The organism is Nocardioides sp. GCM10027114, from assembly GCF_042659625.1.
GTDB lineage: Bacteria > Actinomycetota > Actinomycetes > Propionibacteriales > Nocardioidaceae > Nocardioides.
The window spans coordinates 330,645-343,314 of record NZ_JBHSSS010000029.1 but is presented as its reverse complement, the minus strand read 5'-3'; the positions used below and the strand labels follow the sequence as shown (position 1 = coordinate 343,314).

The following is a 12,670-nucleotide window of genomic DNA, read 5'->3' as shown; positions in this document are numbered from 1 at the left end:
AGGCCTCCTTCGGTGGCGGAGCGGTTCCTAGACAGCTCCACTCCACACCGGGAGGCCTTCGCCCATCTACAGGTCACATCGTGTCGTCGCAGGTTCTCGACCAACGTGCCTGGGCATCACATCTAGCGGGCCGAGGCCTCGACCCAGCGCTCGAGCGCGGCCTTCGCGCCGCCGGAGTCGACCGCCTCGCGGGCGCGCTCCAGCCCACCAGCGAGCGCATCGTCGACCGGCTCACCCGGCGCCTGGTGCACGGCCAGGGCGGCGCCGGCGTTCAGGAGCACCGCGTCGCGGACCGGTCCGGCCTCGCCCTCCAGGACCCGGCGCACCACCGCCGCGTTGTACGCCGTGTCCCCGCCGCGCAGGTCGTCCGCGGTCGCGGGGGCGATCCCGTGGCGGGCGGGGTCCAGCGTCGTCTGCGACACCTGACCGGCGTGCACGGTCCACACCGAGGAGGTGGTGGTCGTGGTCAGCTCGTCGAGGCCGTCGTCGCCGCGGAACACCCAGGCGTCGACGCCGCGGGCGGCGAAGACGCCGGCCATCACCGGGGCCATCCGCAGGTCGGCGCAGCCGATGGCCTGCGCGGCAGGTCGGGTGGGGTTGGCCAGCGGGCCGAGGAAGTTGAAGGTGGTGGCGATCCCCAGCTCGCGCCGCGGGACGGCCGCGTGCCGCAGCGCCGGGTGGAAGGCTGCCGCGAAGCAGAACGTGATCCCGGCCTCGTCGGCCACCTCGGCGACCCGGTCGGCCGGCAGGTCTAGCCGGATGCCGAGCGCCTCGAGGACGTCGGCGCTGCCCGACTTCGAGGACGCCGAGCGGTTGCCGTGCTTGACGACCTTGGCACCCGCCCCGGCCGCGACGATCGCCGCCATCGTGGAGATGTTGACCGACATCGAGCGGTCGCCGCCGGTGCCGACGACGTCGAGCAGCCGGCCCGGCACGCTGATCGGCGTGGCTCGCGCGTACATCGCCTCGACCAGGCCGGTGACCTCCGCGGTCGTCTCGCCCTTGGCACGCAGCGCCACGGCGAAGCCGGCGATCTGGGCCGGGGTGGCCTCGCCTTCCAGCACCTCGCCCATCGCCCACGCCGTCTGCTCGGCAGTGAGGTCCTCGCGCGCCACGAGTGCGGAGAGCACGTCCGGCCAGCTGGTCATGGGCGGTCCTCCGCGCGGTGGGTGGGCGGGACGGTGACGGGAGTCAGCTGGCGGCGGGCGTGCGGCTGCGCAGCAGCGACACGACCGACTCGGCCAGCTGAACCGGGTCCAGCGGGTGCGGCACCGCCGCCTCGGCACGCGACCAGGTCGCCAGCCACGCGTCCTGCGGGCGGCCCGTCAGCACGAGGATCGGCGGGCAGGCGAAGATCTCGTCCTTGAGCTGCTTGGCGATGCCGATGCCGCCTGCGGGCACGGCCTCGCCGTCGAGGACCGCGAGGTCGATGCCCCCTGCGTCCATGTTCTGGATCACGACCGGCTCGGTGGCCACCTCGACGTACTCCACCTCCGGCAGGTCCGGGTGCGGGCGTCGGCCGAGGGCCAGGATCACCTGCTGGCGGGTGTTGACGTCGTCGCTGTAGACCAGCACCTTCAGGGGTGCGGCGGCAGTCGTGTCGTTCACGGCCCGCATGCTACCGGGGCGTCTCGTCCGGATCCGGCGAGGTGCCCGCCGAGGTCGGCGCGTCGGCGGCGCGGGCCTCCTCGGCGGCGGCGCGCGCCTCCAGCAGGTCGAGCCGGCGGTCCTCGCGACGGGCCTCCTGCATCGACGAGCGGACCCACTGCACGAAGAGCACCGCGAAGAACGACAGGCCGATCAGGTCGCCCGAGCCCCACAGGATCCCGCCGGCAAGGTGCTGGTCGACCAGCGCGGGCGGCAGCCAGGACCCCATCGGGCCCTCGCGGAGCATGAGGTACCAGTCGCCGGCCAGCAGCTCCTGCTGCCCCATGATCGTGACGCCCAGGAACGCGTGGAACGGCAGCGTGAGCACCACGAGCAGGATCCGGAAGGGGTACCCCACCCGGCCCGGCACCGGGTCGATGCCCATGAGCGGCCAGAAGAAGAGCGCGCCCACGGCGACGAGGTGGATGTGCATCATCTCGTGGACGTACGTCGACCGCAGCGAGGCCTCGTACCACTCGGTGAAGTACAGCGCCCAGGGCGAGACGATGTAGAGCAGGAAGGCCAGCGGCGCGAAGGAGAGCACCTTCACGAGGCGCGAGTGCAGCAGCGCGAGCAGCCAGCGCCGGTACCGCAGCGGCAGCGTCCGCAGCGCGAGCGTCACGGGCGCCCCGAGCGCCAGCGCCAGGGGCACGACCATCGACAGCAGCATGTGCTGGACCATGTGGACGCTCAGCAACGTGGTGTCGTACGCCGCCAGGCCGGACGTGGTGGCGAAGGCGAACGTGCCCATTCCCACACCTAGGAAGGACAGGGTCCGTCCCACCGGCCAGCGGTCCCCACGCCGCCTCAGCGTGGCCACGCCCAGGAGGTAGGCGCCGGCCACCCACACGGTCAGCACGACCGCCACGGGCTCCACGGACCACTCGCTCAGGATCCGGGCGGGGGTGAACTCCGGGAGGTTCGGAACCACCGTCAGCGTCGTGCTCGTCACCCTGTGAACTTTATGTCGCCGAAACCATGGGGGGTCGGGGTGCCCTCGTTGGTCGGTACCGACATAATGACACCCGTGGCGACAGCAACTGCGATTCCGGCATCCCGACTGCACGGCCATCACGACCGGCCGAGCATGGTCAGCGTGGGGACCATCATCTGGCTCTCCAGCGAGCTGATGTTCTTTGCGGCGCTGTTCGCGTCGTACTTCACGATCCGGGCGGTCAGCCCGGAGCTGTGGTCCCAGAACACCGCGCTCCTGGACGTCCCCTTCGCGTCGGTCAACACGACGATCCTGGTGCTCTCCTCGCTCACCTGCCAGCTCGGCGTGTTCGCCGCTGAGCGCGGTCAGGTCGGGCGCACCGGCGGCGTGCTCAAGGTGTCGGGCTGGGGCCTGCGCGAGTGGTTCATCCTCACCTACGTCATGGGCGCGATCTTCATCGCCGGCCAGGCGATCGAGTACGCCACCCTCGTGCAGGAGGGCGTCACGATCCAGGACTCCGCCTACGGCACGATGTTCTACCTCACCACCGGCTTCCACGGCCTCCACGTCACCGGCGGCCTGATCGCCTTCCTCTTCGTCCTGGGCCGCACCTACGTGGCCCGCAAGTTCACCCACGAGCAGGCCGTCAGCGCCATCGTGGTGTCGTACTACTGGCACTTCGTCGACGTGGTGTGGATCGGGCTGTTCGCCACGATCTACCTCGTCAAGTAGCCCACCGACCGGATCTACCAAGGACTGAATGTGCGTTTCCTGAACCGCTCCGCCGGTCGGCTCTCGCGGCACCGCCGGGGCCCTCTCGCGGGTCTCGTCCTCCTGCTCGTCGGACTCCTCTTCTCGGGCGGCATGTACGCCGCCCTCGCCCCCGCGCAGGCCACCCAGCAGGAGAGCGACGCCGAGCTCGTCGCCAAGGGCCGTGAGCTCTTCCTCGTGGGCTGCTCGTTCTGCCACGGGCAGAACGGCGAGGGTGTCCGCACCCAGAGCGGCAACAACCTCGGCCCGTCGCTCGTCGGTGTGGGCGCGGCCGCCGTCGACTTCCAGGTCGGCACCGGCCGCATGCCGATGCAGGCCCCCACGCAGCAGGCGCCCCGCAAGGACGTCGTCTACACCGAGGACGAGATCGAGGCGCTCGCGGCGTACGTCGCCAGCCTCGGTCCCGGCCCGGCCATCCCGGACGAGTCCGACTACAGCATCGACGGCCTCTCCGAGGAGGAGCGCGAGGCCGCGATCGCCCGCGGCGGCCAGATCTTCCTCACCAACTGCACCGCCTGCCACAACTTCCAGGGCAACGGCGGCGCGATGCCCCGCGGCGGCTACGCCCCCAAGATCCGCGGCGTCGAGCACAAGTACATCTACGAGGCCATGCTCACCGGCCCGCAGACGATGCCGACGTTCTCCAACGACAACCTGAGCCCCGAGCAGAAGCGCGACGTCATCGCCTACCTCGAGTCCCTCGAGGAGGACCCCGAGTACGGCGGCTTCGGCCTCGGCGGTCTCGGCCCGGTGACCGAGGGCCTGACCGCGTGGCTGGTCGGCATGGGCCTGCTCCTGGGTGCCGCGATCTGGATCGCCGCCCACACCACGCGCTCGAAGAAGGACAAGGTGGAGGCATGACCCACACGGACGAGAACCTCCCCGCCCACGGGTGGGAGGGTCACGGGCGCGAGGTCGAGGGCGACCCGCTCCCCAACCCCGGGCTGCCGCCCCACGTGTGGCGCCCGACCGACGTCGACCCCGCGCAGGAGAAGCGCGCGGAGCGCCAGGTCGCGACGCTGTTCGGCCTGTCCGCCGTCTGCGCCGTCCTGTTCGTCGTCTGCTACTTCGTGTTCGAGGTCGGTGAGTCGACCGACACGTTCCTCGGCTTCGGCGCCTCGACGCTGACACTCGGTGCGACCCTGGGCGGCGCCCTGCTGCTCATCGGCATCGGCGTCATCCAGTGGGCCCGCAAGTTGATGTCCGACCACGAGATCATCGAGATGCGCCACCCGTCGGCCTCCCCCGAGGAGGACCGCGAGGCCGCCGTCGCCGCGCTGACCGCCGGCGCCGACGAGTCCGGCATCGGCCGACGGCCGCTCGTCCGCAACTCGCTGCTCGGCGCCGTCGGCATGCTGGGGCTGCCCGCGATCGTGCTGCTGCGCGACCTGGGCCCGACCCCGCAGCAGGTCGCCGAGGAGGCCGACTACCCCGGCGCGGGCATCGAGAACACCGTCTGGGAGAAGGGGATGCGCGTCGTCCGCGACGTCGTCGGCACCCCCATCCGGGTCACCGACCTCCAGATCGGCGACCTCGTCAACGGCGAGCCCGCCGCGATCTTCGAGACCAACGAGGAGGGCGAGCCGATCATCGAGGGCGTCGCGCTCCAGATCGCCAAGTCCAAGGGTGCGGTCGTCGTGGTCCGGATGGAGCCCGAGGACATCATCGCGGGCGAGGGCCGCGAGAACTGGTCCGTCGACGGCATCGTCTGCTACTCCAAGATCTGCACCCACGTGGGCTGCCCGATCTCGCTCTACGAGCGGACCACCCACCACCTGCTCTGCCCCTGCCACCAGTCGACGTTCGACCTCGCGGACTCCGGTCGCGTGGTCTTCGGCCCGGCTGCCCGGGCCCTCCCGCAGCTGCCGCTGGCAGTTGATGACGAGGGGTACCTTGTGGCTCAGAGCGACTTCACCGAGCCCGTGGGCCCGAGCTACTGGGAGCGTGACTCCGAATGAGTATCGACACCAGCAAGGTCGCCAGCAGCAACCGCGGCAAGGCGGCCACGGCCAAGGGCCCGAACCGCGCCGGCGCGGTGGCGGGCTGGGCCGACGACCGACTGGGCCTCGCCACGCTGGCGAAGAAGAACATCCGCAAGGTCTTCCCCGACCACTGGTCGTTCATGCTCGGCGAGATCGCGCTGTGGAGCTTCGTCGTCCTGCTGCTCACGGGCGTCTTCCTCACGCTCTGGTTCAACCCGAGCATGGGCGAGATCATCTACGAGGGCTCCTACGACCAGCTCCGTGGCGTCCACATGTCCGAGTCGATGGCCTCGACCCTGGACATCTCGTTCGACGTCCGTGGCGGCCTGCTGATGCGTCAGATGCACCACTGGGCGGCGATGATCTTCATCGCGGCGATGATGGTGCACCTGCTCCGCGTGTACTTCACCGGCGCGCACCGCAAGCCGCGTGAGCTCAACTGGGTGATCGGCTCGCTGCTGCTGCTGCTCGGCACGCTCGAGGGCTTCACCGGCTACTCGCTCCCCGACGACCTGCTCTCCGGCACCGGCGTCCGGGCCGCCGACGGCTTCATCAAGTCGATCCCCGTCGTCGGCACCTACGTGTCGTTCTTCCTGTTCGGTGGCGAGTTCCCGGGTGACCAGATCATCCCGCGCCTCTACATCGTCCACGTGCTGCTGCTGCCGGGCCTGCTCCTGGCGCTGATCGCGGCCCACATGCTGCTGCTCGTCTACCACAAGCACACGCAGTGGCCCGGTCCCGGCCGCACCGAGAAGAACGTCGTCGGCTTCCCGATGCTCCCGGTGTACGCCGCCAAGGCCGGTGGCTTCTTCTTCATCGTCTTCGGCGTGATCGCCCTGATGGGTGGCCTGCTGCAGATCAACCCGGTGTGGAAGTACGGCCCCTACGACCCGTCCAAGGTGACCGCGGGCTCGCAGCCCGACTGGTACATGGGCTGGCCCGACGGCGCGCTGCGCATCATGCCGGGCTGGGAGTCGAGCTTCCTGGGCGTCACGCTGAGCTGGAACGTCTTCCTGCCGATCATCGTGCTCCCCGGCCTGATGTTCACGATCCTGCTGCTCCTGCCCTTCATCGAGGGCTGGATCACCGGTGACAAGCGGGACCACCACCTGCTGCAGCGTCCGCGCAACGCCCCGACCCGCACCGCCACGATGGTCGCCCTGATGACCTTCTACGGCCTGATGTGGGCCGCCGGCGGCAACGACATCATCGCGATCACGTTCGATCTGAGCATCAACCAGATCACCTACTTCATGCGTGCCGCGGTGTTCATCGGACCCGTCATCGCCTTCTTCATCACGCGCCGCTGGTGCATCTCGCTCCAGCGGGCCGACAACGAGAAGCTGCTGCACGGCTACGAGACCGGCATCATCATGCGCTCCCCCGAGGGCGGCTACACCGAGCGGCACCTGCCGATCGACGAGTCGCGGGCCTACGCCCTCACCGCGCGGGACCGCGACCCGGAGCCGGTCAACGGCGGACCGGTCGACCCGAACGGCGTACCGGCGAAGAACGGACGTGTCGAGAAGGTCCGCGGCAAGCTGCAGACCCTCGTCTGGGCCGACAACGTCCAGAAGCCGACCGCGGAGGAGCTCGAGGAGGCGCACCACCACGCCGAGCACGAGCACGCCCTCCAGGCAGGCCTCGACCACGCGGCCGACGGCCACCAGTTCGACGGCCACCACGCCGTCGAGGGTGAGGAGCTCCGCTCCCACTGAGGCCCTGAACGCCGGCCCGCCCGAAACTTTCGGGCGGGTCGGCTGCATTTCAGCGCGACCTGCCACCAGTTCCCCTCCCCCACGCCGCGAACTGCCAGCAGTTGCTGCCTGTGACTTGCCGAGCTGCCAGCAGTTACCGTGTATTGGCCAGGATCTCCGCACAACACCGGTTCGGCGCGCCCTCGCCCACAGGCGAGCGTCGGAGCGCGACGTCCGGGGCGGTTTTCCGCGAGAACTGCAGGATGCGCCTTGCCGAGACACCTCTCCAGGATCCGACCTTTCCCCTCCCCCACGACCAGCCGTTCACCAGGGCCATGGCACGGGACGCGGGACTCACCGACAAGCAGCTCGGAGCACTGAGGAGCGAGGGCTGGCTGCGGCACCCCATGCGCGGCCTGTACGTCGGGTCACACGTCCCGGACACCCTCGCGGTCCGCTCAGCGGCCCTCGCACTGGTAGTCCCGCCAGACAGCTTCGTCACCGACTTCGCGGCGGCCTGGGTCCATGCCGGTGACATCGCACTGCCGCCGAACGCGCACCGCGAGACGCTGACTCCCGAGGTCTTCCGGTTCCCGGGTCGGAACCGGCTACGAAACGACCTGATGAGGAGCGGTCAGCGGCGCGTGCGACCTGGAGATCTGATGGTTGTCGGGCCGCTCGTCGTGACGACACCGCTGCGGACGGCGGTGGATCTCGGCCGGCTCCAATGGAGCGACGACCTTGCCATGCACGGCATGGACCGGATGCTGGCGCTCGGTGACTTCACGCTCGACGACCTGCTGATGCAGGTCCCCCGGTTCCGCGGAGACCGCGGTGTCGTGCGCCTGCGTTGTCGGGCGCCCATGGCCGACGGACGCTCGGCCTCATTCGGCGAGACCGTCCTGCGGAACCGTTGGAGATCGGCAGGCCTGCCGCGCCCTGAGCTCCAGATCCCCGTGTACGAAGACGGTCGGGTGCTGTTCTGGCTCGACATGGGCCTCGAGGAGCTCCTGTTCGCCGCAGAGTACGACGGCATCGACTGGCACGCCGGTCGCGAACAGGTCGCCCACGACCTCGAGCGGCGGGAATGGATGGCCGAGCGCCGTGCCTGGCACATCGAGGTCTTCACGCGGGACCACGTCTTCGGTCGTCAGCAGGACGCCTGTGAGCGTCTGGCCAGGGCGATCCGGGCGGCCCGGGCGAGCATGGGTGAGCGAGTCATCCTGCTGTAGCCGGCAACTGCTGGCAGCTCGCGGGGTCTGGGCCGGCAACTGGTGGCAGCTCGCGGGGTCGGGGCGGGCAACTGCTGGCAGCTCGCGTCAGGTGAGGGCGGAGCCCTGCTTCCACTCGCGGAAGGGGACGTTCCAGTCACCGAAGCCGTTGGTGAGGGTCATCGGGCGGTCGGTACCGGTGTACTCGACCACGTCGCCGCGCCTCGTCATGTTGTAGAGCCAGCCGGCGTCGGCGGTGCTCATGCCGGTGCAGCCGTGGCTGACGTTGGCGCTGCCCTGGGACCCGACGGACCAGGGAGCCGCATGGATGAACTCGCCGCTGTAGGTGAGCCGCATGGCGTACTCGACGTCGTCGATGTCGTAGTACTCCGGGTCACCCTCACCGATCCCCACGGTCTCGGAGTTCATCCGGCGCTCGCGGAACTTCTCCATGATCACCTTGGTCCCGGAGCGAGTGGTGAACCCAGGCTTCCCCGTGGTGATCGGCAACGTCCGGAGCAGCGTGCCGTTGGAGAAGACCCGCATCTGGTGGGTCTGGGCATCGACGCGGTAGACGTGGGCGTCGCCGACCCGGAAGTCGACCGTCCGGCTCTCCTGGCCGTAGATGCCGTTGCCGGCGGCGACGGAGTTGACGTCGACGTCCACGCGGACCCGGGACCCGGCCTCCCAGTAGGACTTCGGCCGCCAGTGCGCCTCGCGGTCGCTGAGCCACCGCCACGCGCCCGGCTGCCGCGGCGTGGAGGTGACGGTCATGTGCTTCTCGAACGACGCCCGGTCGGTCACGGGGACGTCGAACGTGACGACGACCGGCATCCCCACGCCGACGGTCTCCCCCTGGAGCGGCGCCACCGAGGGGTAGGTCTGCTGGTCGAGCGTGAGGTCCTCGGTCCGGAACCGCAGGACCCGCTGCACGGCGGAGCCGTCGGTCCGCTCCCCTTCCACGCGAACGGTGTAGCGGGTACCGGGCTCCAGCCGGTCGGCGGCGACCCAGCGGGAGCCGTCGTCGGCGAGCTCGCCGGCCAGCTCGGCTGTCGCCTCGCCCCCGGCGGCGGACACGCGCACGCCGGTCAGCCGCCCGGCCTCCGCCGCGAGGGACACCTCGCGGTCTACGGGCACGGTCGCCCCGCGCCGCACCGACGAGGCCAGCTCGAACGCCGGCTCCGGCGCCTCGGCCGGGGCGTCAGCCGCCTCGGCGGCCTCCCCGGGGGCCCGAGCCGCTCGCCCGGTCTCGCAGGCGCTCAGACCGGCCGTCAGCACGGCCACAGCAGCCGCGGCAGCGACCGCACGGGCCCTCCGCGCCCCGGCGACGGGTGTGCGGGACCGGGACAACGACATGAGACAGGACTCCCCCGAAGGACGACATCAGGTCCGTTCGAGGGTAGCCGCGGGCGCCGACGGACGGAAAACCCCGCGTGACCCGGAGATCACGCGGGGTTCTCGAAGCCGTGAAGGCTCAGTGGGCGTGCTCGCCCCGGTAGTACTCGAAGATCCACCCGGAGAGGGCCACGGCACCCAGGGTGCCCCCGATGATGAACAGCCACCACGCGGCGAACGCCACGGCGTACACGCAGACACCCAGCGTGAGGGCGCACCACAGCGGCCACCAGGAGTACGGCGGGAAGAAGCCCAGCTCGCCCGCACCGTCGGCGATCTCGCCGTCCTTGCGGTCCTCGGGACGCGGGTCCATGCGGGCCGCGTGGAAACCGAGGTAGAGCGTCACCATGGCCGCGAGCAGCGTGGTCATGGTCAGGGCGGACGTCCCGGTCCAGTCACCGGTGATGAACCAGTACGCAGGGGTGACGAGCACGAAGAACGCGGTCGTCATGGCGAAGATCCAGGCTTCGGCCTTCATCAGGCGTTCTCCTCCGGGTTGGTACCACGGCCGCGGAGCATCTCCTCGCGGCCCTCCACCTCAGGGGCGTCCGCCGGACGACCCTCGCGCTCGGCGTCGTTCTCCTCGAGCTCCAGCGCAGCCACCTCGGGGTGGTGCAGGTCGAACGCCGGGGACTCCGAGCGGATCCGGGGGATCGTGACGAAGTTGTGGCGCGGCGGCGGGCAGCTGGTGGCCCACTCGAGCGAGCGACCCCAGCCCCACGGGTCGTCGACCTCGACCAGCGGAGCGCGGCGCGAGACGTAGACGTTGTAGAGGAACGGCAGCGTCGACGCACCGAGCAGGAACGCACCCACCGTGGAGACCTGGTTGAGGAACGTGAAGCCGTCGTCGGGCAGGTAGTCGGCGTAGCGCCGCGGCATGCCCTCGACACCCAGCCAGTGCTGCACGAGGAAGGTCAGGTGGAAGCCGACGAAGAGCAGCCAGAAGTGGACCTTGCCGAGGCGCTCGTCGAGCATCCGGCCGGTCATCTTCGGCCACCAGAAGTAGAAGCCGGCGAACATCGCGAACACGACCGTGCCGAACACCACGTAGTGGAAGTGCGCCACCACGAAGTAGGAGTCGGACACGTGGAAGTCCAGCGGCGGGCTGGCCAGGATGATGCCGGTCAGACCACCGAAGAGGAACGTCGTGAGGAAGCCGATCGACCACAGCATCGGGGTGTCGAACGAGATGGACCCGCCCCACATCGTGCCGATCCAGTTGAAGAACTTCACGCCGGTCGGGACCGCGATCAGGAACGTCATGCCGGAGAAGAACGGCAGGTCGACCGCGCCGGTGACGAACATGTGGTGCGCCCACACGGCGACCGAGAGGATCGCGATGCCGAGCGTGGCGCCGACCAGGCCGACGTAGCCGAAGATCGGCTTGCGGCTGAAGACCGGGAGGATCTCCGTCACGATGCCGAAGAACGGCAGCGCGATGATGTAGACCTCCGGGTGGCCGAAGAACCAGAACAGGTGCTGCCACAGGATCGCGCCACCATGGGCGGCGTCGAAGACATGGGCGCCGAGGATCCGGTCGGCCTCCAGCGAGAGCAGCGCGCCTGCGAGCACCGGGAAGGCGATCAGCACCAGCAGGCTGGTGACGAGGGTGTTCCAGACGAAGATCGGCATCCGGAACATCGTCATGCCGGGGGCACGCATGCAGATGATCGTGGTGATGAAGTTGACCGCACCCAGGATGGTGCCGAGACCGGCCATCCAGAGGCCCATCACCCACAGGTCACCACCGACACCCGGCGAGCGCACGGAGTCGGAGAGCGGCGTGTAGGCGAACCACCCGAAGCTCGCGGCGCCCGACGGGGTCAGGAAGCCGGAGGCGGTGATCAGGCCGCCGAACAGGAACAGCCAGTAGCTGAACATGTTGAGGCGCGGGAACGCGACGTCGGGCGAGCCGATCTGCAGCGGCATGATCACGTTCGCGAAGCCGAAGAACAGCGGCGTCGCGAACAGCAGCAGCATGATCGTGCCGTGCATCGTGAACAGCTGGTTGTAGACCTCGTCGCTCACGACCTGCGAGCCCGGGTAGGCCAGCTCGGAGCGGATCAGCATGGCCATGAGGCCACCGATCAGGAACCATGCGAACGACGTGATGAGGTACATCTTGCCGATCAGCTTGTGATCGGTCGTGGTCATGATCCGGGCCAGCTGCTGGCCCAGCGGCTTGCGACCGCCCGAGGGGCTGGTCGTCGGGTGGGATGCAGTCGCGGTCACTCCGCGCTCCCCTCTTCGTCGTCGTCCTCGTCGAGGCCGGACTGGGTGTAGGCGTCGGCACCGCCGAGGATCGGCTCCTGCGACACGAAGCCGGCCTCCTCGAGGTCCTGGAGGTACTGGTCGAAGTCCTCGGGGCTCACGACCTCGACGTTGAACAGCATCCGGGAGTGGTAGGAGCCGCAGAGCTCGTAGCACTTGCCCTTGAAGGTGCCGATGGTGTCGGGGGTGACCTCGTAGTGGTTCACCCGACCCGGGATGACGTCCATCTTCATGAGGAAGCCGGGGACGCCGAAGGAGTGGATCACGTCGGGCGAGTAGAGGTTGAACTGCGTGGTCTCGCCCACGGGGAGGACCAGGGTGGGGATGTCGCTGCCCGTACCGGCGGTGTAGACGTTCGTCCCCTCGCCGCCGACGGCCTCCTCGTCCGTGTAGTTGAAGGTCCAGGACCACTGCTGGCCGACGACGTTGACGACGTGGTCCTCGTCGGTGTCGGCGAGGACGGCGTTCTGCACGTCGACGGTGGCCTTGAAGAAGACGATCACCATGATGATCGGGGCGATCGTGTAGAAGATCTCGAGCGGCAGGTTGTAGCGCGTCTGCACCGGGATCTCGTCGGCGTGCCGGCGCCGGTAGCGCCAGATGGCCCAGAAGATCAGGCCCCAGACGATGACACCGGTGATGAGCGCGGCGACCCACGCCCAGCGCCAGAGGTAGAAGATGTGGTCGGCCTGCTCGGTGGCCGGGTTCGGCATCGCAAGGTTCTTCCACTCCTGCTGCGACTCGGCGGAGCAGCCGCTCACG

General features: G+C 69.5%; 12 protein-coding genes. 5 read left to right on the top strand and 7 right to left on the bottom strand.

Going from position 1 to position 12,670, the window contains the following annotated elements; all coding sequences use genetic code 11:
- Window positions 1-122: 122 nt before the first annotated feature.
- From trpD to ACFP2E_RS18455, 3 genes are read right to left on the bottom strand one after another with little or no spacing between them, the layout of a single operon-like run.
- Complete coding sequence (gene trpD, locus ACFP2E_RS18465; protein ID WP_378524186.1) at window positions 123-1,148, bottom strand: anthranilate phosphoribosyltransferase; 1,026 nt, start codon at window positions 1,146-1,148, stop codon at window positions 123-125.
- Between the two features lie 43 nt (window positions 1,149-1,191).
- Window positions 1,192-1,617: a hypothetical protein gene (locus tag ACFP2E_RS18460; protein WP_378524187.1), complete on the bottom strand. Its 426-nt coding sequence runs from the start codon at window positions 1,615-1,617 to the stop codon at window positions 1,192-1,194.
- 1 nt (window position 1,618) lies between these two features.
- Window positions 1,619-2,599: a cytochrome c oxidase assembly protein gene (locus ACFP2E_RS18455; protein ID WP_378524188.1), complete on the bottom strand. Its 981-nt coding sequence runs from the start codon at window positions 2,597-2,599 to the stop codon at window positions 1,619-1,621.
- Between the two features lie 66 nt (window positions 2,600-2,665).
- Here ACFP2E_RS18455 and ACFP2E_RS18450 point away from each other — a divergent pair, with 66 nt between their 5' ends.
- The 5 genes from ACFP2E_RS18450 to ACFP2E_RS18430 all read left to right on the top strand — a co-directional run bounded on the left by ACFP2E_RS18450 (window position 2,666) and on the right by ACFP2E_RS18430 (window position 8,263).
- On the top strand, window positions 2,666-3,313 hold the full coding sequence (locus ACFP2E_RS18450) for a heme-copper oxidase subunit III (RefSeq protein ID WP_378524189.1): 648 nt from the start codon (window positions 2,666-2,668) through the stop codon (window positions 3,311-3,313).
- A gap of 30 nt (window positions 3,314-3,343) precedes the next feature.
- Window positions 3,344-4,213 carry a c-type cytochrome gene (locus ACFP2E_RS18445; RefSeq protein WP_378524190.1) on the top strand — a complete coding sequence of 290 codons (870 nt, stop codon included), beginning with the start codon at window positions 3,344-3,346 and terminating at the stop codon, window positions 4,211-4,213.
- Window positions 4,210-5,310, top strand: a complete 1,101-nt coding sequence (locus ACFP2E_RS18440; RefSeq protein ID WP_378524191.1) for a Rieske 2Fe-2S domain-containing protein — start codon at window positions 4,210-4,212, stop codon at window positions 5,308-5,310. Before ACFP2E_RS18445 ends, ACFP2E_RS18440 begins: the two co-directional genes overlap by 4 nt.
- Window positions 5,307-7,052 (top strand): cytochrome bc complex cytochrome b subunit, encoded by a 1,746-nt coding sequence (locus ACFP2E_RS18435; RefSeq protein ID WP_378524192.1) that lies wholly within the window; start codon window positions 5,307-5,309, stop codon window positions 7,050-7,052. The genes ACFP2E_RS18440 and ACFP2E_RS18435 overlap by 4 nt, the downstream gene beginning before the upstream one ends.
- 242 nt (window positions 7,053-7,294) lie before the next feature.
- Complete coding sequence (locus tag ACFP2E_RS18430; protein WP_378524193.1) at window positions 7,295-8,263, top strand: hypothetical protein; 969 nt, start codon at window positions 7,295-7,297, stop codon at window positions 8,261-8,263.
- An 87-nt stretch (window positions 8,264-8,350) separates the two neighbouring features.
- On the opposite strand, the gene ACFP2E_RS18425 is transcribed toward ACFP2E_RS18430, so the two are convergent.
- From ACFP2E_RS18425 to coxB, 4 genes are all read right to left on the bottom strand, one after another.
- Window positions 8,351-9,526, bottom strand: coding sequence for an Ig-like domain-containing protein (locus ACFP2E_RS18425; RefSeq protein ID WP_378524194.1), 1,176 nt, complete (start codon window positions 9,524-9,526; stop codon window positions 8,351-8,353).
- A gap of 190 nt (window positions 9,527-9,716) precedes the next feature.
- Entirely contained in the window at window positions 9,717-10,115 is a 399-nt protein-coding gene (locus ACFP2E_RS18420; RefSeq protein WP_378524195.1) for a cytochrome c oxidase subunit 4, read from the bottom strand.
- Window positions 10,115-11,869, bottom strand: coding sequence for a cytochrome c oxidase subunit I (gene ctaD, locus ACFP2E_RS18415; RefSeq protein ID WP_378524196.1), 1,755 nt, complete (start codon window positions 11,867-11,869; stop codon window positions 10,115-10,117). Before ctaD ends, ACFP2E_RS18420 begins: the two co-directional genes overlap by 1 nt.
- The gene (gene coxB / locus ACFP2E_RS18410) at window positions 11,866-12,669 is read right to left on the bottom strand and encodes a cytochrome c oxidase subunit II (RefSeq protein ID WP_378524197.1); all 804 of its coding nucleotides are present in this window, start codon (window positions 12,667-12,669) and stop codon (window positions 11,866-11,868) included. The genes ctaD and coxB overlap by 4 nt, the downstream gene beginning before the upstream one ends.
- Between the last annotated feature and the right edge of the window lies 1 nt (window position 12,670).

Excerpts from the sequence above, each read along its gene's own strand:
- trpD (WP_378524186.1), bottom strand. The coding sequence starts at position 1,148 with ATGACCAGCTGGCCGGACGTGCTCTCCGCACTCGTGGCGCGCGAGGAC.
- ACFP2E_RS18460 (WP_378524187.1), bottom strand. The coding sequence starts at position 1,617 with ATGCGGGCCGTGAACGACACGACTGCCGCCGCACCCCTGAAGGTGCTG.
- ACFP2E_RS18450 (WP_378524189.1), top strand. The coding sequence starts at position 2,666 with ATGACACCCGTGGCGACAGCAACTGCGATTCCGGCATCCCGACTGCAC.
- ACFP2E_RS18440 (WP_378524191.1), top strand. The coding sequence starts at position 4,210 with ATGACCCACACGGACGAGAACCTCCCCGCCCACGGGTGGGAGGGTCAC.
- ACFP2E_RS18435 (WP_378524192.1), top strand. The coding sequence starts at position 5,307 with ATGAGTATCGACACCAGCAAGGTCGCCAGCAGCAACCGCGGCAAGGCG.
- ACFP2E_RS18430 (WP_378524193.1), top strand. The coding sequence starts at position 7,295 with ATGCGCCTTGCCGAGACACCTCTCCAGGATCCGACCTTTCCCCTCCCC.
- ACFP2E_RS18420 (WP_378524195.1), bottom strand. The coding sequence starts at position 10,115 with ATGAAGGCCGAAGCCTGGATCTTCGCCATGACGACCGCGTTCTTCGTG.